The sequence below is a fragment of the Halpernia sp. genome (genome assembly GCF_048269545.1).
Taxonomy (GTDB): Bacteria; Bacteroidota; Bacteroidia; order Flavobacteriales; family Weeksellaceae; genus Halpernia.
In genome coordinates this window covers 324,731-344,798 of sequence record NZ_JBLXIJ010000001.1, presented here as the reverse complement: position 1 = coordinate 344,798, position 20,068 = coordinate 324,731, and the positions used below count along the sequence as shown (strand labels likewise).

Genomic DNA, 20,068 nt, shown 5'->3' with positions numbered 1-20,068 from the left:
AAAAGTATTGAATATTAAATAATTTGACCAAATTCACTCTCAAGAAAAGTATCATTTTGGCGGAAAAAAAACTTTTTTTAAATAATTTTTGCCAAATTTACTAACTTCTAAAAATGGCTTTAGATTTGAGTCGCAGATTTATTATGTTGAGAAACTCAATTACATTTCGTGCTATATTATTTCCTTTTCTAATGTTAAGCGCAATGTGGTTTGTTTTTATGTTACAAATTCATGGTTTTTTTGAAAATTGTAGCGGTGCCATAATTCCTTTGGTTCCAGAAGGATTAAAAGGAATTTTTTTCGCGCCATTATTACACGGAAGTTTTGAGCATATCATCGGAAATAGCGTTCCAATCGGAGTTCTAATGTTTCTACTTTATAAGTTTTACCCAAAAGTTGCAAATATGGTTTTCTTTCTTGGTTGGGTTTTAACGGGTTTATTAGTTTGGCTTTTACCACCAATTGATATTTTTACGGGAGAATACTCTTACACTTGCATTATCGGTGCAAGCGGTTTGGTTTATCTGATGGCATTTTTTCTTTTTTTTAGCGGAATTTTTAAATGGGACACCAAACTTTTGGCGATTTCTTTGGTTGTTGCTTTTTATTATGGAAGTCTAATTTGGGGAATGCTTCCCGAAGAATTATTTTCTCATCTTGAAGAACCAAGTAAAATTTCTTGGCAAACGCATCTTGCAGGAGCTTTAATAGGAAGTATGATGGCTTTTATGTTTAAAAAGATTGACAATAAAAAGAAACGTTTTATTTGGCAATTTCCGAATTATTATTCTGAGAAAGACGATAAACTTTGGCAAGATTATAAAGAATTACATCCAGACGATTTTAATGAACTTCCTCATAAAAAGAAAGATAATGTTTGGGATAGATTAGATGAAATCAGAAAAAATGAGTAAAATTTTGTAGTTTTGAATGTAACTTTTCATGTATGTTTTCAGAAGAGCATTTATATTCCATTGCATTAAGGCGAACCAATTTAATTGGTGATATTAATTTTCAGAAGTTAGTAGAAGCAGTAGGTTCTGCAAAGGAAGTTTGGGAAATTTCAAAATCTGGACTTCGGGATATTTCAGGAATTGGCTCTAAAATTTCTAAAGAAATTGGCAATTCTGAACATCTGAAATTTGCTGAAAACGAACTAAAATTTTGTGAAAAAAATAACATCCAAATTTGTTTACGCCATAAAAATCAACTTCCCAAACTTTTAAATGAATGTGAAGACGCGCCCGCAGTTCTTTACAAAAAGGGAATCTTTGACGAAAACAAAAGAAAAATTAGCATCGTTGGAACTCGCAATATTACAACTTACGGAAAATTATTTATAGAAGAATTAACTGAAGCACTAAAAACGCAAAATTGCATTACAATTAGCGGACTTGCTTTGGGAGCAGATGCAGAAGTTCACCATTTTTCTATTAAAAATAAAATTGATACAACAGGCGTTTTGGCGCATGGTTTCCACACTTTTTATCCAACAAAAAATAAAAAATTATCAACCGAAATTCTAGAACTCGGCGGTTGTTTATTTACTGAATTCAATTCTTCTCAAAAACCAGATCGGGAAAATTTCATCCAAAGAAATCGCTTGATTGCAGGACTTTCTCCCGCAACAATTGTAGTAGAATCTGCTTTTGGAGGTGGTTCTATGAGCACGGCAACCTTTGCAAATAATTACAACAGAGATGTTTTTGCTTTGCCTGGAAAGATTTCCGATAAATACAGTCAAGGTTGTAATCAATTGATTTTTCAGAATAAAGCACAAATAATTTCTACTATAGATTTACTATTAGAAAATCTTCGTTTTAGCGAACCAAAAGAAAAAACGGCAGATCTTTTTCCTAAATCAGAAATCAGAAAATTAATGACAGAAACGCAAGAAATAATTTACAATGTTATTGCACAAAATCCAAAAATTACATTAGATGATTTAGCTCAAAAATTGGAACAACCTTCATTTAAAATTTCAAATATCATTTTAGAATTAGAACTTTTAGGGCTCTTGAAAACGTTTTCAGGGAAACAATTTTCTACAATTTAATTAATGTCTTTTATTGATACTTTACACAAAATTCTTTTATTCTTAAATATTATTAGTTTAATTAAGTATTTTATGAGATTAATAAAATAATACCATCAAAAAAATAGATTTTAACTAAAACCATAAAAAGTTTTGATAGATTTGAAAAAAAAATTAAATTTGTTACAACAATATCTTAAAATATGGAACATTACACGGTAGAACAAAAAATTGAAGAATTTATTTCTAAAATTGAAGCCAAAAATCCAAACGAACCAGAATTTTTACAAGCTGTAAAAGAAGTTGCAATTACAGTACTTCCTTTCATTGCAACAAGGAAAGAATACAGTGGTATGAAGCTTTTAGAAAGAATGGCAGAGCCAGAAAGAACAATTATATTCCGTGTTCCGTGGATTGATGATAAAGGAGAAATACAAGTAAACCGTGGTTTTAGAATTCAAATGAATTCTGCAATTGGTCCATATAAAGGTGGAATCAGATTTCATCCAACTGTAAATTTATCCGTTTTAAAATTCTTGGCTTTTGAGCAGGTTTTTAAAAACTCTTTAACCACTTTACCAATGGGCGGTGGAAAAGGCGGCGCAGATTTCGATCCGCAAGGAAAATCTGATATGGAAGTAATGCGTTTTTGTCAAGCATTTATGACGGAACTTTGCAAACATATCGGTCCACAAACCGACGTTCCTGCAGGAGATATCGGAGTTGGCGCAAGAGAAATTGGTTATTTATTCGGTCAGTATAAAAAAATTAGAAATGAATTTACCGGCGTTCTTACAGGAAAAGGAATTGCTTATGGCGGTTCTTTAATTCGACCAGAAGCGACAGGATACGGCGTGGTATATTTCTGCGAACAAATGCTAAAAACAATTGGTGAAACTATAAAAGATAAAATCTTTGCAGTTTCTGGGTTTGGAAACGTTGCTTGGGGCGTGATAAAAAAAGTTGATGAATTGGGCGGAAAAGTTGTTACACTTTCTGGTCCAGATGGTTATATTTATGATAAAGACGGAATCAAAGGTGATAAAATTGATTATTTATTAGAATTGAGAGCAAGTGGAAATAACCGCGCAGAAGATTATTTGAAAAAATATCCTGAAGCAGAATTTCATGCTGGAAAACATCCTTGGGAAGTAAAATGTGACGTGGCAATTCCTGCTGCAACACAAAATGAATTAGACATTCATGACGCAAAAATTTTGGTAAAAAATGGCGTGAAATGTATTACAGAAGCTGCAAATATGCCATGTGATTTAGAATCTATCAATTATTTTATAGACAATAAAGTTTTATTTTCTCCGGGAAAAGCCTCAAACGCAGGTGGTGTTGCAACTTCCGGTTTAGAAATGACACAAAACTCTATTCGTTTAAACTGGAGTTCTGAAGAAGTTGATGCGCGTTTAAAAGAAATAATGATCGGAATTCATACCGCTTGTAGAAATTACGGTAAAGAAGAAGACGGTTATGTAAACTACGTGAAAGGTGCAAATATTGCAGGTTTTGTGAAAGTTGCAGAAGCTATGCTTGCGCAAGGCGTTGTTTAAAAATAAAAAAAATAACATTATTTTAAAAGTCCGATTTTCTCGGGCTTTTTTTGTGAATTTAATAAAAGATTTACGTTCTATTTTTTAAAATAAGGAGCAACAACATATCGTTTTTCCCGATTTTCTTTAACATTAGATACCGCTATTTCCTAAAGAATAAGTATCAATTTTTTAAAAATAATTATAGATTTGTAACAATGTTATTTAAAAAACCTCTGCTTATTATTGGTTAAACAATTTTAATTTTTTGCTTAAAATAATTACAAATGAAAATATTTAGAAAAACCCGGTTCGATTTACTGGAAAAAAGTAGATTTGGCAAATACCTTTTATATGCCACCGGAGAAATAGTTTTAGTAGTAATCGGAATTTTAATTGCTATTTCTATAGATAATTGGCGGGAAGAAAGAGCAATGAAGGAAAAAACTATATTTGAACTTAAGATGCTCTCAACAGAATTAGATAGTGATATTGCGGAATATACTACCAGAATAGAAGTCTGTCCGATGATTATAAATTACTTACAAAAACTGTCAACAAATGATTATGAAGATTTAGATTTAAATAATTTTCAAAAATTTGTATCTGCGAATGACAATACCATGCTTTTTGGAGATTCTTATACTATTTTAAAAAACAATGGCGGTCTTGATTTGATAAAAGATGCGGATTTGAGAAAAAAAATGGCATTTTATAATGATGTTAGAAGAGAAATCACTTTGCAAGAAATACAATATGGTAAAAATGCCGCGCTTGCTTACATTGATCCCACGGTTTTGTCTTTTCTGGATTTTGATTCAGAAAATAAATTGGTGACAAAAAAAATATTAAAAGTAATTAAAGAAAAAAAATTAAATAACATCATCAATTTGCAATTAGCAACTTGGAAAAAGTATTTATTTCTCTACCAAGGCGATAAAACCTACGCGCTTAATTTAAAAAAGCAGATTAATAGATATATTGAAAAACAAGAATGAAACAAATAGCATTTGCATAATTTCTGCTACAACTTATAATCGTCCCGAACTTCTTTAGTATTCGCAAAACAAACGGGAGAAGAATTTTCTATATTTTCATTTTTAGAAAACATTTCTTTATTAAAATTTTCAGATTGGTTTTTAGCAACGGAAAGCGTTTTCCAATCTTCATTTTTTAGCATTTTTGCTATGTAAATCAATTGTCCAACGTGATACGGATAATGCGCTAATTGGCGTAAAACCGCATCTATAATACTATGTTTTTCACCTCTTATGAAAATAGTATTATTAATATTTTCATTATTTATTTGGTTTAAAGCATCGAATAAACATTTCCATCCTTTTTCCCAATAATCAAGAATTTCTTGTTTGGTTTTAAAATCATTTACAAATTCTGCGTCTCGGTTTCGCCAGGATTTTTCACCGTCTTCTGTAAGGAAATTAGTCCATCTGGAAAGCATATTTCCTGCGATATGTTTTACAATAATTGCAATAGAATTGCTTTCTTCATTGTATTGCCAAAAGAATTGTTCTTCAGAAAGTTGAACGAAAGTTTTGTCGCCTAAGTCTTTGTAGTATTTAAATCTTTTAATAAATAACTCTTTCATTTTGTAAACTTTTTAAGTTAATTTAAAATATATTATCCAATCTTTTCCCGCATTTTCTCCACCCAAACAAAAGCAGCCGGACAAATTGCGGTATTTTTTAGCATCAAATTATTAATCTGAAAAACTTTTTTTCTATCGGTGTGTGGATATTCTCTGCACGCTTTTGGACGAACTTCATAGATGGAACATTTATTATCTTCTCCTAAAAACCAACAAGGCAAATTTTGCAAAACTTTATCTTGATCTTCGTCAGTTTGAAGAAATTTTGACTCAAAATTTTTCGGTTTCATTTTGAGATGTTTAGAAATTCTTTCAATATCTTTTTCTGTAAAAAGCGGACCGGTTGTTTTGCAACAGTTTGCACAATCTAAGCAATTAATTTCTTTAAAAACCTCTTCGTGCGTTTCCTGAACGATATAATCTAAATTTTTCGGTGCTTTCTTTTTTAAAGAATCTAAAAACTTTTTTTGTTCTTTGGCTTTTTTCTGCGCTTCCGATTTGTAAAATTGTAAATCCATTATGGTAAATTTACTTTTTCAAAATCATTAATTTTATCCAAATCTAAAACCGTTGTCCGACGGTTTTCTGAGGAATGAAACATCGGTAAAAATTTTGCGCCACAAACTATTTCATCATTTGTATAAGAAGTTCTCTGCACAACCGTATTCGCAAAACCTTCATCAAATGCGCGAACTTGTACAAAAACTTCAATATCCGTTGTTGCTAATAAATCTTGAATGTTTTCAAAAAAGGGAGATTTCTCATCAATCTTATGAACAACCGTCCAGTTTAGAGCCAAAGAATTTATTTTTGGAAGTTCTGCAGGAATATTAAAAAAACTGGTTGCAGCTTCTGGATTTTCTCGATTGCTAATTGCAACTGTTAAAATAACTTCTGCATCGGTGAGTAAATTATTTTTATACGGCGCCATTCTTAACATTAAAGCAGAACCTTCTTTATATGGAGAAATTAGAGCGTTTTTACTAAATTTTAGAAACGCACGCGGTCTGGAAAATCGGCCATAAAATAATCCTGTCGCAATTGCAAAAGAAAGTAATCCTAAAAATGCTTCAAATGTAGAAACTAAACTCGCGAGAAATCCAACGGGCGCAATTCTTCCATAACCAACTGTGGTAAAAGTTTGAGAACTGAAAAAGAAAATATCTGTAAATTCATTTTTCCAACTGCTTTTATCAATTCCTGTAAGATGTTCAATGCCGATTAAATAATAAATTATTGCAAACATAATATTGATTGCAATATATCCTAAAATCAAAAATAAAATAAATTCCCAACTTTTTAAACCGAGCATTGTGTGATACCAACTGTATTTTTCAAGCGGATTTAAACCAGAACGTTTTACATTTGGAACGCCATTAGAATTCAAAAATCTACCCGAAGCAGTTGAACTAAATCCTGTATCATCTTCTGATTTTAACCGGGAAAATCTTTTAGTGAATTTTGACATTCTACAAAATTAATTTAAAAAATATATGTGAAAGAAATAATAACACAAAATTCTTAGCGCACTTTTTTGGCGCACAGATTCTCCAGAATCATTTTTAAAATCTTTAAACTTAATCTTTGCGTACTTTGCGTGAATTTTATTTGCGGCTTTGCGAGAAACTGCGCTAAATCATAAAAACCATCTTTAAAATTTCCGTAAATTTACGCTATGAAAAAGTTGGAAACTCGCGAAGATGTAGAATTTTTGGTTAATAAGTTTTATGAAAAAGTAAGAACTGATGAAACCATCGGATTTTTCTTTAATGATGTAGCGAAAGTAAATTGGGATTTACATTTACCGAAAATGTACAGTTTTTGGGAAACTTTACTTTTCGGAAAAGCGTCCTACAAGGGAAATCCAATGATGGCGCATTTCCCTATCAATCAAATTGAACCAATGGAAAAACGCCATTTTGATCAATGGGTAAAACTTTGGACTAAAACTTTAGAAGAAAATTTTGAAGGAGAAAATGCAGAAGCCGCGAAAACAAAAGCCGAAAATATCGCCAGTTTGATGGGTTATAAAATGGAAATGGCGCGGCGATAAATTTAATTTTTGCCCACAGATTTCACAGATTTTCACAGATTATTTATTCTAAAAACAATCTAAAAAAGGATGATAAAATTCCCAATCGTTTTAAAACTTCCCTTTTAATATATTCTGTCGCACATCGTAATCTAATTTTTCAATGGCATATCTTAAAGTTGTTCTCGGCATTTTGTCGTAATTCTTTTCTAAAAAACTGAGTAGTTCTTGTTCATTTTTCTTACCCATTTCTCGCAATAACCAACCATTTGCTTTGTGCATTAAATCGTGAAAATTTTCAAGATTTTTTAAAACAAATTTTTTAGTTAAAGCAAATTCTCCTTTTTTAATGTAAAACATGGTAGAAACAATTGCCATTCTTTTGCTCCATAGATTGTCTTCTTCTGAAAGTGTTTTTAATATTTCATCCTTCTGATAATTAAAACAATAATTTCCTAAAATTTTATAACAAGAAACATCTACCAAATCCCAATTATTAATGAGTTTTTTATTTTTTAAATAAAATTCTACGATTTCTTTTTTTTCATCAATGCTTTTATTTTTTTCATATTTTAAAACAAGCATTAATAATGCACAATGGCGGTGTTCATGAATTTTTGAAGACAACAATTCTTCTAATTCTTCAAAAGAAATTTTTTGAAAATATTCTTTTGCTACTTTTCTTTGTTCAGGAACTGTAACACCAATAAATTCATCACCTTCTCCATATTCTCCTTTTCCAGTTTTGAAAAAATACGGATAAAATGCGGCTTTTTCTGGAATTGAAAGGTCAAAAAGTATAGATTTAATTTCTTGGAATTGTTTCATTTATAATTAAACATAAAAGGAAACTCTGTAGTTAAATATTTTCTTCTTCCTCAAAATACTGGAACAGAAAATCATTATACGGAAAACGAGAAATATGAATTTTTTGCACCTCATCGTAAATCATTTTCTTCATTTCAGGGAAATTTTCCTTTGTTAAAGCAGAAATAAAAACTGTCGGATATTTAGATTTTGCCATCCAAGTTTTCTTCCATTCTTCCAAAGAAATATTTTTATGGGTTTCTGGCGACATATCGTCTTCTGCTTTTTTCTCGTAAGAAAAATCGTCGATTTTGTTAAAAACCATAATCATTGGTTTTGAACTTGCGCTAATTTCTTCTAAAATTTGATTGACAGAATTAAGTTGATCTTCAAACCCTTCGTGTGAAATATCTACAACATGAATCAGCAAATCGGCTTCACGAACTTCATCTAAAGTAGATTTAAAACTTTCAATTAATTGTGTCGGTAATTTTCTAATAAAACCAACCGTGTCAGTCAAAAGAAAGGGTAAATTTCCAATCACGACTTTTCTAACAGTTGTATCTAAAGTTGCAAATAATTTATTTTCAGCAAAAACATCAGATTTTGAAATGGCATTCATCAAAGTAGATTTCCCCACATTTGTGTAACCAACTAAAGCAACTCTAACCATTTTTCCTCGATTATTTCGTTGCGTTGCCATCTGTTTATCAATAACTTTCAGTTTATCTTTTAACAAAGTAATTCGATCGCGGATAATTCTTCTATCGGTTTCGATCTCAGTTTCACCTGGACCACGCATCCCGATTCCACCTTTTTGTTTATCTAAGTGAGACCACATTTTGCTTAATCTTGGTAAAAGATATTGATATTGAGCGAGTTCTACTTGCGTTCTAGCGTAAGAAGTTTGTGCGCGTTGAGCGAAAATATCTAAAATTAAATTGGTCCTATCGAGAATTTTAACTTCAATTTCTTTTTCTAAATTTTTTAACTGTGATGGCGAAAGTTCATCATCAAAAATGATAGTTGTAATTCCGTTTTCGGTAATATATTCTTTTATTTCTTGCGCTTTTCCAGTTCCTACAAAAGTTTTCGGATCCGGTTGTGTAAGTTTTTGAACGAATCTTTTTTCTACTGTCGCACCTGCGGTAAAAGCCAGAAATTCCAGCTCGTCCATATATTCTTTTAATTTTTTTTCATCTTGGTTCTGTGTAATCACGCCTACAAGAACGGCTTTTTCATATTGATGGTCTTTTTTATCTAGCATATAATTTTGTCTCGCTTTTTTACAAATGTAGTGATATTGGAAATTATCTAATTCATCAAAATTTATTTTTAAAAAAATTCTAATCCCAATCCGCAGCAATAAATTTCATTTCATTTCCTTTATCATCAGTTAAAGTAAGATAATGTCCGTCAATTTTATAAGAGTTCATCATTGGTAAAGCTTTCCCAAAAGCACTTTCCAAGTCCATTCTATCTTGGCAAAACATCATTGTACTTCCCACTTGCGAAAATTCAATTTTATTATTTGCTGCGGTTTTTATTGTAAAAAACATATTATTACAACCCATTTTTGCGGAATACTGATTCGTGTTATTCACATTGGGAACTAAGTTCATCTTTGCTTGAAACTCTGTTAATTTTTCTTTACTAAAATGTTGAAAAGAAACCAACATCCATTCTTTTTGAAGGTTTTTTTTCGAAGAATTTGTTGAATTTTGAGACATACAACTCCACATTAAAGCTGATGTTAAAAAACAAATCAAGATTATTTTCAAATTTTTCATACTTTTAAATTTTAATCTACACTTGCTAAATTCATACCAAGAAATAATAATTAAATGGAAAATAATTCACTCGAAACCGAACGATTAATTTTAAAACCAGCCCAAATAACTGATGCAGAATTTTTCTTGAAATTATATACAGAACGTCTTTTCATAAGATTTATAGGCGATAGAAAATTAAAAAACAAAATAGACGCAGAAAACTATATTAAAGAAAAATTTTTACCGCAATTTGAAAAATTAAGTTTTGGTAATTATGTTATTGAACGAAAAAGCGACGAAGAAAAAGTTGGAGCCGTCGGTATTTTTGTTCGTGAAGGTTTAGAAATTCCAGATATTGGATTTTCACTTCTAGAAGAATTTCACAAGCAAGGTTATGCTTTTGAAGCAGCAAATTTTTTAAAAAATCACGTGTTTCAAAATTATAATCTTAAAAAAATATCTGCAATTACATCCGAAGACAACTTCTCTTCCCAAAAATTAATAGAAAAATTAGGTTTAAAATATGTGAGAATGGTAAATTTACCCAATGATGAAGAATGGTTGCGCTATTACGAGAATTAATCACAAAAGAGAAAAAAGTAATTCTGAAAAATGAGAAGCCGCAAAATTGCAAAGCAAAACATTAATTAATATTCATTTTGTAATCTTATGAATTTCTTATCGAATTATTTTTCTTTTAATTCTTTTGCGGTAAATTTTTTATTTTAAAATTTGCGCCGCGTGATTTTTGGTTTCAACTTTAGAAATAACTTCGGTGCAAATTCCCTTTTCATTAAACAAAAAAGTAGTTCTTACAATTCCCATAAACTCTTTTCCCATAAATTTTTTGAGTTGCCAAACGCCGAATTTCTCACAAATTTCTTTGGACTCATCAGACAATAAATCATATTCAAAGCCAAACTTTTCTTGAAATTTCTTTTGATTCTTTACTGGATCTGCGCTAATTCCTAACACTTCAAAACCTTGTTTTTTAAGTAAACTATAGTTTTCGTTTAAATTGCATGCTTCTGCTGTACAACCAGGTGTATTTGCTTTTGGATAAAAGAAAACAACCAACTTTTTACCAGAAAAATCTGTTGATTTTATTATGTTTCCGTCTTGGTTTTGGGCTTCAAAGTTTGGTAACGTTTCTCCTACTTGTAACATATCTTTAGTATTTTTGTGTAAAGTTAAATTTAAAATGACAAAAAAGCAACGCGCGAAAATAATTATCGAAGAATTGGAAAAAATATATCCTGAAGTTCCGATTCCTTTAAACCACGATTCTCCTTTTCAATTATTAGTTGCAGTTGCACTTTCTGCGCAAACGACGGATAAAAAAGTAAATGAAATTGCGCCAAAATTATTTGAAGTTGCGGGAGATGCTTTTAAAATGAATCTTTTAGAAATTGATGAAATTAAATATTTGATTAAACAAATTGGACTTTCAAATAAAAAAGCCAAGAATTTAAAAAAATTGTCAGAACTTTTAATAGAAAGACATAAGGGAGAAGTTCCTCAAACTTTTGAAGAACTGGAAGCGCTTCCAGGAATTGGTCACAAAACGGCCTCTGTTGTGATGAGCCAAAGTTTTGGTGTTCCCGCTTTTCCTGTAGATACACATATTCACAGATTATTAAAGCGGTGGAAAATTTCTGAAGGTAAAAACGTTGTTCAAGTTGAAGAAGATGCAAAGAGAATATTTCCAAAAAAATTATGGAATAAACTTCATTTGCAAATTATATTTTATGGAAGAGAATATTCTCCGGCGAGAGGAAAAGGCGAAAAAGATTTTTTAACTAAAATGCTGTTTGATAAATAACTACAAAGATCTTTTGATGATTGACATTAATTCTTTACCTCCGTTTTTTAATAGTTTTTGAGCCAAAATTTCACCTGCTTTTTCAGAAGAATTATATTGAAATATTTCATCCGTTTCGATACAATCTTTCCCATCAAGTGAACAAATTCTTCCAAGAAATCGAATTTCATTTCTAACATTAATTTCTGCAAAAGCACCAATTGGAGCGGTACAACCGCCTTCTAAAGTCCGAAGAAAATCCCGTTCAATTGTTGTGCAAATTGCAGTTTTAGAATCTTCAATACTTTTTAAAATGTCGTTAATTTCCGTTTTATCTTCGTGACCTGCAATTCCTACAACGCCTTGTGACGGCGCGGAAAGAAGAAATGGTAAAAATTCATAATCTAAATCTAGATTCATTCTTTTAATTCCTGCTAAAGAAAACAAAGTTGCGTCTGCAATTTCTTCTTCTAATTTGCGAAGTCTGGTTTGTACATTTCCTCGAATATCTGTTAATTCTGTACCTGGAAATTCTCGCAACCAAAAAGAACGTCGTCGCAAACTGCTCGTTGCAATTTTTAAATCTTTTAAATCTTTATTTTTTGCTTTAGAATTTCTTACCAAAACATCATGATGAAAATCTCTCGCTAAAACTGAAATCAATTTAACTCCGTAAGGTAGTTCTGTCGGTACATCTTTTAAAGAATGAACGGCAATATCAATTTCGTCATTAAGCAAAGCAATATCCAAATCTTTGGTAAAAATCCCTGTAATTCCTAATGAATAAAGAGGTTGTGTAAGATTTTTATCACCTGAAGAAATAATTGGAACTATATCTGTTTTAATATTTTTGTTCTGAAGTTTCTTAGCTACTTGTCGCGCTTGCCATAAAGCTAAAGGCGAATTTCTGGTTCCAATTCTAATGCTTTTCATTGAATTCATTATTTGGCATTTCCACTAAAATTTCGTGCATTAATTTACTTACTTCTTCAGCTTTCCACGGATTATCAATAATATATTTCGCAAAACGATTGGTAATTTTTTGAATTAATTTTTCCGATAAAACCATATCTTCCACATTTACATATTTATTTTTTCTGTGAATTTGATGCATTTCGTGGTTCTCAATTTTTTTTAGCGAAGCTTTAAATTGATGAATATTTGGTGCTAATTTTCTCTTTTTTTCCCACTCCATAAATTCTTTGGTCATTAGTTTAATAATTTCTTCGGCTTTGGGAATTTCTTTTTTCCGAAGAACCATCGTTTCCTGAATTTGAGAAGCAAGATTGTCCACATTTACCAAACTTACATTCTCATTTTCTGTAATATCTTTCTCAACATTATTAGGTATTGATAAATCTATTACCAAAGTTTGTTTTCCATTTGGGAAATGAGATTTATTAATAATGGGTTTTTGCGCGCCAGTTGCTACAATTAAAATATCTGTTTGATGCAATTCTTCTTCAAAATCTTTAAATGCAATATGTGGGATTTTATACTTTTCCGATATTTTCTCTGCTAATTCTGAAGTTCTATTTGCAATTTTAATGCGTGGTTTATAAACGTGTTTTACCAAATTTTCCACTGTATTTTGCCCTATTTCTCCCACGCCTAAAAGTAAAATATTTTTATCAGAAAGTTGAGTTTGGTTATTTAGAATATAATGAACCGCTGCATAAGACATAGACGCCGCTCCATTAGAAATCGTAGTTTCGTTTTTAATTTTTTTTGAAATCTGAATCGCAGAATTAATTGCTCTTTCTAAGAAAGGATTTGCACTGCTTTTCTCTTTTTTAAAACGATGATATGCGTTTTTTATCTGTCCAATTATTTCAAAATCACCAATAATTTGACTTTCCAAACCTGAAGCTACACGAAATAAATGGGTAAGTGCTTCTTCTCTTTTTAAAATAGTTACAAATTGCATGAATTCTGGTAAACCCACTTGTATTGCTTTGCAGTACAGCTCTGCAACTAATAAATAATTGGGTGTAGTGGTGTAAATTTCAGTTCTGTTGCAAGTAGAAACTACAAAAGCATCGCCAAGATGTTGCTCGTGAATTGCAGCAACAAAATCTTTAATATGGTCATCAAAAAAAGCAAATTTGCTACGGATTTGTGCATCTGCTTTTTCGTAACTCACGCTCAGAACAGCGAAGTTACTCGTTTGATGAATTTGTGATTTTGAGTCCATAGGAAATGCAAATTTAAGATTTTTATTCTGATTTCTATAAGAATCTATTAATGAAAGCAATGATAAAAATCAATCATTATTTAATTTAATTTCCTCATTTTCAGATGTAAACCGATTGGTTCTATCATAAAATAATCTCCCTCCGCTTCAAAACCATTTTTAAGGTAAAACGGTACAACATCTTTTCTTGCATTTAACCAAATTTTCTCTGCTTTAGAATGAATGAGATCGGTTGCAAAATCTAATAATTTGCCGCCAATATTTTTCCCTCGTTGATTTATAGAAACTGCCATTCCCCGGAACTGAAAGGTATTTTCATTATTTTGCATTACAGTTAAAATTCCCACTAAAATTTCATGTTCAAAAAAACCCAAATGAAAAGTATTTTCATCGTTATCGCCATTATAAATAAATTGATAATTGGGAATATTTTCTCCTAAAATATTTTTTCTAAGACCATAAGTATCATGAGATGAAATTTTTTTTATCATTTAAAAATAATAATTTGATTAATAATGAGTTAAAACATCAAAGATACTATGAAATTTAATAAAATTTTAACCAAAATTATTTGAATTCTAATTTTTAGAACGGTTCTAAATTTATATCTTTGTAAACTTAAATATACAGGAAGAAATGGGATTATTTGATTTATTTACGCAAGAAATTGCGATAGATTTAGGGACCGCAAATACATTAATTATTCACAACAATAAAATTGTGATCGATCAACCTTCAATAGTGGCGATAGAACGCTCTACTGGAAAACCCATTGCTGTAGGTGAACAGGCGAAACATATGCAAGGAAAAACGCATGAAGACATTAAAACAATCAGACCTTTAAAAGATGGTGTAATTGCTGATTTCCATGCTTCTGAACATATGATAAAAGAATTTATTAAAAAAATTCCTGGTATAAAAGGTCGATTATTTCAACCGGCATTGAGGATTGTAATTTGTATTCCTTCGGGAATTACGGAAGTTGAGAAACGAGCGGTAAGAGATTCTGCACAAAAAGTAAACGCAAAAGAAGTAAGACTTATTTATGAACCAATGGCAGCTGCAATAGGAGTTGGAATTGACGTTCAAAAACCCGAAGGTAATATGATTATCGATATAGGTGGTGGAACTACTGAAATTGCAGTAATCGCTTTAGGAGGTATTGTTTGTGATAAATCTGTAAAAATTGCAGGTGACGTTTTTACAAATGATATTGCTTATTATCTAAGAACTCATCACAATTTATATATCGGTGAAAGAACGGCGGAACGAGTGAAGATAGAAGTTGGTTCTGCAATTGAAGAATTAGATATGCCAATTGAAGATATTCCAGTGCAAGGTAGAGATTTGATTACGGGGAAACCAAAAGAAATTATGGTAAATTATAAAGAAATTTCCAAGGCTTTAGACAAATCAATACTAAGAATTGAGGATGCAGTAATGGAAACTTTATCTTTAACTCCACCAGAATTAGCAGCAGATATTTACAAAACTGGTATTTATCTTGCAGGCGGTGGTGCGCTTTTGCGCGGTTTAGGAGATAGACTTCATAAAAAAACAGGACTTCCTGTTTTTGTCGCAGAAGATCCTTTGAGAGCTGTAGTTCGTGGAACTGGAATTGCATTGAAAAATATTGATAAGTTTAATTTCCTTCTTAAATAATATTAATTTCCTTAGCTTAAAACGATGGCATTTTTGCTGAGATTATTTTCAAAAAACGCTTTGTTCGTTTTTTTTATATTCTTACAAATTACAGCACTGGTTCTAATGTTTACCAGAAATACTATGCAGCAATCTTATATTGCCGCTCAATCTGCTGCATTTAATTCTTGGGTTTCTGGCTATATAGATGAAGGCGCTTCATACTTAAAACTGAAACAGGTAAATGAAAATTTAGTTCAACAAAATAAAATTTTAATGGAGCAGGTTTATGGAAAAGAAAACAATGAAATACCAAAATTTGTAAAAGTAATAGATACAGCCAAAGGTGGACAAATTTATACTTTCGTTGATGGCGATGTAGTTTACAACAGTATTAACAGACGTGATAATTATTTTACAATTAATAGAGGCAAAAACCAAGGCGTATTTCCTAAAATGGGTGTAATTGCTCCAAATGGGCTTGCCGGAATTGTCATTAACACTACAGATAATTACGCATTGGTGCAATCTGTTTTGAGTGTACATAAAATTAGAATTAGCGCTTCTTTAAAAAACTCTGGTTATTTTGGTACATTAACTTGGCTCGGAGAAGATTCTAGAACGATGCATCTTTCTGATGTTCCGAAATATGTTCCACTTCAAGTAGGAGATACAATTGTTACCGACGGTAAATCTTCAATTTTTCCTGAAGGAATTATGGTTGGAAAAATTGCGGGATTTGAAGTAGATAACAAAACTGGTTTTTGGGATATTTCTGTTGAACTTTCGGAAAAGATTGGGAAATTGAATAAAATTTTTGTCGTTAAAAATTTAAAGAAAATGGAGATGCAGAAAATAAGCGATACCTTAAATGCTGTAATGAAGAAAAATGAACAGTAGAAGTATTTTTACCGATATTATTTTAATAATCTCACTTGCAGCCATTCAAATATTTGTATTGCTAAGAATGCCGTTGTTTGGGAAATATATTCCTGTACTTTATCCCGTGTTCGTTTTATTTTATCCCTTCTTTAGAAACAGATTCGTGTTTTTAAGTTTAAGTTTTTTATTAGGTTTAATCATTGATATTTCTCTCGGAACATGGGGAATCAATGCTTTTGCGACGGTAACTATCGCTTATTTTAGAACTTTAATATTTCGAAGAACTACTGAAACTTCAACCGATTTCTTTTCCTTTTTAACCTTAAACTGGACACAGTTTTCGCTTTTTATTTTTTTAAGTATTTTCATCCATCAATTTTTGGTACAATACTTAGAATTTTTTAAATTAAGCAGATTGCTAGAAGTTTTTATAAATGTATTAATGACGAGTATCATTTCATTCGTATTCATATTTATTTATGCTTTGGTATTTAGAATTAAACAAAAAGTGTGAAATCTCAATATCTAAAAGTTACTTTTGTTATAATAATAATTGCGATAATATTTATCGCAAGACTTGCCTATTTACAATTATTTACGGATAGATATGCACTAAATGCTGCAAATACTTCCATTAAAAAAGAATATGTAATTCCACAAAGAGGTGTAATTTTTGACCGAAACGGAAAAATTTTAGTAGGAAATCAACCTTCGTATGAAATTTCTTTTACAGAAGCTTTAATGAAGCCAGATTTTGACACTATCGGATTTTGCAAATTGGTAAATATTACAAAGCCTACTTTTATACGTGTTGTAAAGGGATTAAAAAAAGAAAAATATTTTTCAAAGTTAACGCCCATTACTTTTATGAAAAATATTAGTCGGGAAGAAATTGCGCGCATTCAAGAAATTATTTTCAGATATCCCGCTTTTAGTATTGTTCGACGTCCTCAAAGACAATATGAAATTTCAACTTCTGGAAATCTTTTAGGTTTTACCAATCAAGTTAATGATTATTACATTAAACGAGATTCTACTTATTATCTTCCCGGAGATATTGCAGGAATGAGCGGAATTGAAAAATCTTACGAAAAAGAATTGCGTGGGAAAAAAGGCATTAATTATATTCAAAAAGATATTCGTCTTAGAAATATAGGACCTTACAAAGCGGGCAAATTAGATATAGATGTGGTTACAGGAAAAGATTTAACACTAACCATCGATTACGATTTGCAGAAATTAGCCGAAGAAATGCTTGTAAATAAACGTGGAGCAGTAGTTGCAATAGATCCAAAAACGGGCGAAATTTTAACTTTAGCAACTGGTCCAGATATAGATCCCAATGTTTTTACAGGACCAAACAAAACCAAAGAACTATACAAATTACAAATGGATAGTTTTAATATGCCCTCTTTTGATCGATCTATACAAGCTGCTTATCCACCCGGTTCTACTTTTAAGTTATTAACGGCTCTTGCGGCATTACAAATGGGTGTTATTACCCCAGAAACAGTTTTTCCTTGCGGTGGCGGATTTAATTATAAAGGCGTTAGAATTAAAGGTCACGGTGGCGCAATTCCATTGATTCCTTCCATACAAGTTTCAAGTAACTGCTATTTCTCTTATGCATATTTAGCAATTTTAAATAAATATCCAGGAAATCCAAGCAAAAGTATTGATGAATGGGCGAAAATTATGCATAGTTTTGGTTTAGGACAATATCTTAATAATGATTTGGCAACGGGTTCTGCAGGACTTATTCCAGACAGTAAATTTTACGAAAAAAGATACGGCAAAAACTGGAAACCCATACAAGCCGTTTTTAATGGAATGGGACAAGGCGATATTTTAATTACTCCAATTCAGATTGCTAATTTTACAGCAGCAATTGCAAATAAAGGTTATTATTATACGCCTCATATTGTAAAATTAATTGATGGTAAACCAAACCCAGATCCTCGTTTTAAAGTAAAACATCAAACTTTAGTTGATAAAAAATATTTTGACTACGTCTTAAAAGGAATGGAGCAGGTGATGGTTGCGGGAACGGGACGTAGTTTAAAATCCGCAGATTTCACACAACTTGCAAAAACAGGAACTGCACAAGTTCCACAAGGAAAAGACAACTCTATTTTTACTTTAATTGCACCTGCAGAAAATCCCAAAATTGTTGTAGCTTCTGTAATGGAGCACGCAGGTTTTGGAGCCACTTGGGCAGGACCTGCTTCTTCAGTAATTGCGGAGAAATATGTAACCGGAACTGTAAAAAGAGACTATCTGATTAAAAAAATGTTTGGAGCGAGTTTTATGGGTGAATACAAACGGCAATGGATAGAATATTTAAAAAAAATAGGAAAATATGTTCCACCAAAACCAGATTCAATTCAGTTAAAAAAGAAACAAGACAGTTTGCGGTTAATATTTAATAAAAATTTAAAATTAGAAGCTCAAAAAAAGGAAGATTCTGCTAAATCTAAAACCAAGAAAAAGTGAAAACAACGGGTATAGATAAATTAGGTTTAGGCTTATATATATTGCTTTGTCTTTTCGCCATTGCAAATATCTATAGCGTAGAGCCTGCGAGTGGTCAGAAACAATTAATGTGGTTTGGTATTTCTATTTTTGTAGGAATTGTAATTTTCGTTCTACGTGCGAAATTCTTTGAAAATTTATCTGCCGTTTTCTTCGTTTTGGGCGTTCTATTGTTAGTTGGTCTTTTTCCTTTTGGTAGCGAAGTCTTGGGTCAAAAAAACTGGTATAAATTTGGGCCAATTAGTTTACAACCAGTAGAATTTGTAAAATTAGCTATAAGTTTAATGTTAGCAAACTACGTTTCTGGATCAGATTTTAATATTAAAAAATCAAAATCATTATGGACCGCTTTAATTATTATAGGAATTCCTGCAGTTTTAGTTTTGGCAATTCCTGATGTGGGTTCTCTTTTAGTTTTCTTGGCTTTTGTAATTGCACTTTACAGAGAAGGTTTAAGCGGTTGGTTTTTCGGAGTAATTGGTATAATTGCACTTATATTTTTACTTTCTTTAGCAATCAATCCGCTTTATTTAATAATCCCAATTTTATTAATTAGCGCTTTTATTTTATTTGTTAATGGTAGAAAAATACATTGGAATATTATAAGTATTTTAGCAATAGTTTTAGTAATCGGAGCAATGTGTGCTCTTGCCTATGGTGCGCCAAAAATTTTAGAAAAAATGCCAACGCACCAAAGAGAACGGATTGAAGTTTTATACAAAGGTGAAAAAGCATTTCGGGACACTTCAGGATATAATTTATTGTATTCCAAAACTGCAATAGGTTCTGGCGGTTTTTTTGGAAAAGGTTATAGAGAAGGTTCTGTTACACAAGGAAAATTTGTTCCGGAACAAAGTACAGATTACATTTTTTGTACTGTTGGTGAAGAATGGGGATTTCTTGGAAGTATGCTTTTAATTTTAACCTACGGGCTTTTCATCGGTAGAATTTATTACTTATCTGAAAAACAAAAATCTGTTTTTAATCGTGTTTTCGGTTATTGTTTTGCTTCTATTTTATTAATGCACTTTTCCATAAATCTTGGAATGGTAATGGGTTTATTTCCAACCGTGGGAATTCCGTTGCCCTTTTTTAGTTATGGTGGAAGCTCACTTTTGGCATTTTCTATCATGACTTTTATTTTCTTTAAATTAAATTATACAGACCGAAATAGTTTGGTTTAAGAAATATTTATTTTAAAAAATTAAAATTAAAGACACTTTTT

General features: G+C 31.1%; 22 protein-coding genes. 12 read left to right on the top strand and 10 right to left on the bottom strand.

The window, feature by feature from the left end; genetic code table 11:
- The first annotated feature begins 143 nt into the window (after nucleotides 1-143).
- The 4 genes from ACN0WB_RS01545 to ACN0WB_RS01530 all read left to right on the top strand — a co-directional run bounded on the left by ACN0WB_RS01545 (nucleotide 144) and on the right by ACN0WB_RS01530 (nucleotide 4,574).
- Nucleotides 144-914, top strand: coding sequence for a rhomboid family intramembrane serine protease (locus tag ACN0WB_RS01545; RefSeq protein WP_417428747.1), 771 nt, complete (start codon nucleotides 144-146; stop codon nucleotides 912-914).
- A 32-nt stretch (nucleotides 915-946) separates the two neighbouring features.
- On the top strand, nucleotides 947-2,056 hold the full coding sequence (gene dprA / locus ACN0WB_RS01540) for a DNA-processing protein DprA (RefSeq protein WP_417428147.1): 1,110 nt from the start codon (nucleotides 947-949) through the stop codon (nucleotides 2,054-2,056).
- 182 nt (nucleotides 2,057-2,238) lie between these two features.
- Entirely contained in the window at nucleotides 2,239-3,597 is a 1,359-nt protein-coding gene (gene gdhA / locus ACN0WB_RS01535; protein WP_417428145.1) for an NADP-specific glutamate dehydrogenase, read from the top strand.
- 266 nt (nucleotides 3,598-3,863) lie between these two features.
- Nucleotides 3,864-4,574, top strand: coding sequence for a DUF6090 family protein (locus tag ACN0WB_RS01530; RefSeq protein ID WP_417428144.1), 711 nt, complete (start codon nucleotides 3,864-3,866; stop codon nucleotides 4,572-4,574).
- A 26-nt stretch (nucleotides 4,575-4,600) separates the two neighbouring features.
- Here the strand turns inward: ACN0WB_RS01530 and ACN0WB_RS01525 are convergent, their stop codons facing one another.
- Genes ACN0WB_RS01525 through ACN0WB_RS01515 form a run of 3 tightly spaced genes read right to left on the bottom strand, consistent with a single transcriptional unit; the run spans nucleotide 4,601 to nucleotide 6,650 of the window.
- The gene (locus ACN0WB_RS01525) at nucleotides 4,601-5,182 is read right to left on the bottom strand and encodes a DUF1572 family protein (protein ID WP_417428142.1); all 582 of its coding nucleotides are present in this window, start codon (nucleotides 5,180-5,182) and stop codon (nucleotides 4,601-4,603) included.
- Nucleotides 5,183-5,214: 32 nt separating this feature from the next.
- Nucleotides 5,215-5,700 (bottom strand): YkgJ family cysteine cluster protein, encoded by a 486-nt coding sequence (locus ACN0WB_RS01520; RefSeq protein WP_417428140.1) that lies wholly within the window; start codon nucleotides 5,698-5,700, stop codon nucleotides 5,215-5,217.
- Nucleotides 5,700-6,650, bottom strand: coding sequence for an ion channel (locus ACN0WB_RS01515; protein ID WP_417428138.1), 951 nt, complete (start codon nucleotides 6,648-6,650; stop codon nucleotides 5,700-5,702). The genes ACN0WB_RS01520 and ACN0WB_RS01515 overlap by 1 nt, the downstream gene beginning before the upstream one ends.
- 207 nt (nucleotides 6,651-6,857) lie before the next feature.
- Here ACN0WB_RS01515 and ACN0WB_RS01510 point away from each other — a divergent pair, with 207 nt between their 5' ends.
- Complete coding sequence (locus tag ACN0WB_RS01510; protein WP_417428136.1) at nucleotides 6,858-7,235, top strand: group III truncated hemoglobin; 378 nt, start codon at nucleotides 6,858-6,860, stop codon at nucleotides 7,233-7,235.
- A 90-nt stretch (nucleotides 7,236-7,325) separates the two neighbouring features.
- Here ACN0WB_RS01510 and ACN0WB_RS01505 read toward each other — a convergent pair whose 3' ends face one another.
- From ACN0WB_RS01505 to ACN0WB_RS01495, 3 genes are all read right to left on the bottom strand, one after another.
- Complete coding sequence (locus ACN0WB_RS01505; RefSeq protein ID WP_417428134.1) at nucleotides 7,326-8,042, bottom strand: DNA alkylation repair protein; 717 nt, start codon at nucleotides 8,040-8,042, stop codon at nucleotides 7,326-7,328.
- Between the two features lie 31 nt (nucleotides 8,043-8,073).
- Entirely contained in the window at nucleotides 8,074-9,288 is a 1,215-nt protein-coding gene (hflX, locus tag ACN0WB_RS01500; RefSeq protein WP_417428132.1) for a GTPase HflX, read from the bottom strand.
- A 79-nt stretch (nucleotides 9,289-9,367) separates the two neighbouring features.
- Nucleotides 9,368-9,811 carry an META domain-containing protein gene (locus ACN0WB_RS01495; RefSeq protein WP_417428130.1) on the bottom strand — a complete coding sequence of 148 codons (444 nt, stop codon included), beginning with the start codon at nucleotides 9,809-9,811 and terminating at the stop codon, nucleotides 9,368-9,370.
- A gap of 54 nt (nucleotides 9,812-9,865) precedes the next feature.
- On the opposite strand from ACN0WB_RS01495, the gene ACN0WB_RS01490 reads away from it, so the two are divergent.
- On the top strand, nucleotides 9,866-10,375 hold the full coding sequence (locus ACN0WB_RS01490; protein ID WP_417428128.1) for a GNAT family N-acetyltransferase: 510 nt from the start codon (nucleotides 9,866-9,868) through the stop codon (nucleotides 10,373-10,375).
- 138 nt (nucleotides 10,376-10,513) lie between these two features.
- Here the strand turns inward: ACN0WB_RS01490 and bcp are convergent, their stop codons facing one another.
- Nucleotides 10,514-10,960, bottom strand: a complete 447-nt coding sequence (gene bcp, locus ACN0WB_RS01485; RefSeq protein ID WP_417428126.1) for a thioredoxin-dependent thiol peroxidase — start codon at nucleotides 10,958-10,960, stop codon at nucleotides 10,514-10,516.
- 34 nt (nucleotides 10,961-10,994) lie between these two features.
- On the opposite strand from bcp, the gene nth reads away from it, so the two are divergent.
- Complete coding sequence (gene nth, locus ACN0WB_RS01480) at nucleotides 10,995-11,615, top strand: endonuclease III (RefSeq protein WP_417428124.1); 621 nt, start codon at nucleotides 10,995-10,997, stop codon at nucleotides 11,613-11,615.
- Here the strand turns inward: nth and hemC are convergent, their stop codons facing one another.
- The 3 genes from hemC to ACN0WB_RS01465 form a co-directional block, all read right to left on the bottom strand.
- Nucleotides 11,616-12,536 carry a hydroxymethylbilane synthase gene (hemC, locus tag ACN0WB_RS01475; protein WP_417428123.1) on the bottom strand — a complete coding sequence of 307 codons (921 nt, stop codon included), beginning with the start codon at nucleotides 12,534-12,536 and terminating at the stop codon, nucleotides 11,616-11,618. It abuts the gene before it with no gap.
- A complete protein-coding gene (gene hemA / locus ACN0WB_RS01470; protein WP_417428121.1) occupies nucleotides 12,514-13,788 on the bottom strand; it encodes a glutamyl-tRNA reductase in 1,275 nt (424 codons plus the stop codon). Before hemA ends, hemC begins: the two co-directional genes overlap by 23 nt.
- Nucleotides 13,789-13,868: 80 nt before the next feature.
- Complete coding sequence (locus ACN0WB_RS01465) at nucleotides 13,869-14,279, bottom strand: GNAT family N-acetyltransferase (RefSeq protein ID WP_417428119.1); 411 nt, start codon at nucleotides 14,277-14,279, stop codon at nucleotides 13,869-13,871.
- A gap of 145 nt (nucleotides 14,280-14,424) precedes the next feature.
- Between ACN0WB_RS01465 and ACN0WB_RS01460 the strand changes: the two genes are divergently transcribed.
- The 5 genes from ACN0WB_RS01460 to rodA are packed head-to-tail and all read left to right on the top strand — an operon-like array spanning nucleotide 14,425 to nucleotide 20,027.
- A complete protein-coding gene (locus ACN0WB_RS01460; RefSeq protein ID WP_417428117.1) occupies nucleotides 14,425-15,450 on the top strand; it encodes a rod shape-determining protein in 1,026 nt (341 codons plus the stop codon).
- A 24-nt stretch (nucleotides 15,451-15,474) separates the two neighbouring features.
- Complete coding sequence (gene mreC / locus ACN0WB_RS01455) at nucleotides 15,475-16,329, top strand: rod shape-determining protein MreC (RefSeq protein ID WP_417428115.1); 855 nt, start codon at nucleotides 15,475-15,477, stop codon at nucleotides 16,327-16,329.
- Complete coding sequence (locus tag ACN0WB_RS01450) at nucleotides 16,319-16,825, top strand: rod shape-determining protein MreD (protein ID WP_417428113.1); 507 nt, start codon at nucleotides 16,319-16,321, stop codon at nucleotides 16,823-16,825. The genes mreC and ACN0WB_RS01450 overlap by 11 nt, the downstream gene beginning before the upstream one ends.
- Nucleotides 16,822-18,804: a penicillin-binding transpeptidase domain-containing protein gene (locus ACN0WB_RS01445; RefSeq protein ID WP_417428110.1), complete on the top strand. Its 1,983-nt coding sequence runs from the start codon at nucleotides 16,822-16,824 to the stop codon at nucleotides 18,802-18,804. Before ACN0WB_RS01450 ends, ACN0WB_RS01445 begins: the two co-directional genes overlap by 4 nt.
- A complete protein-coding gene (gene rodA, locus ACN0WB_RS01440) occupies nucleotides 18,801-20,027 on the top strand; it encodes a rod shape-determining protein RodA (RefSeq protein ID WP_417428108.1) in 1,227 nt (408 codons plus the stop codon). The genes ACN0WB_RS01445 and rodA overlap by 4 nt, the downstream gene beginning before the upstream one ends.
- The last annotated feature ends 41 nt before the right edge of the window (nucleotides 20,028-20,068 follow it).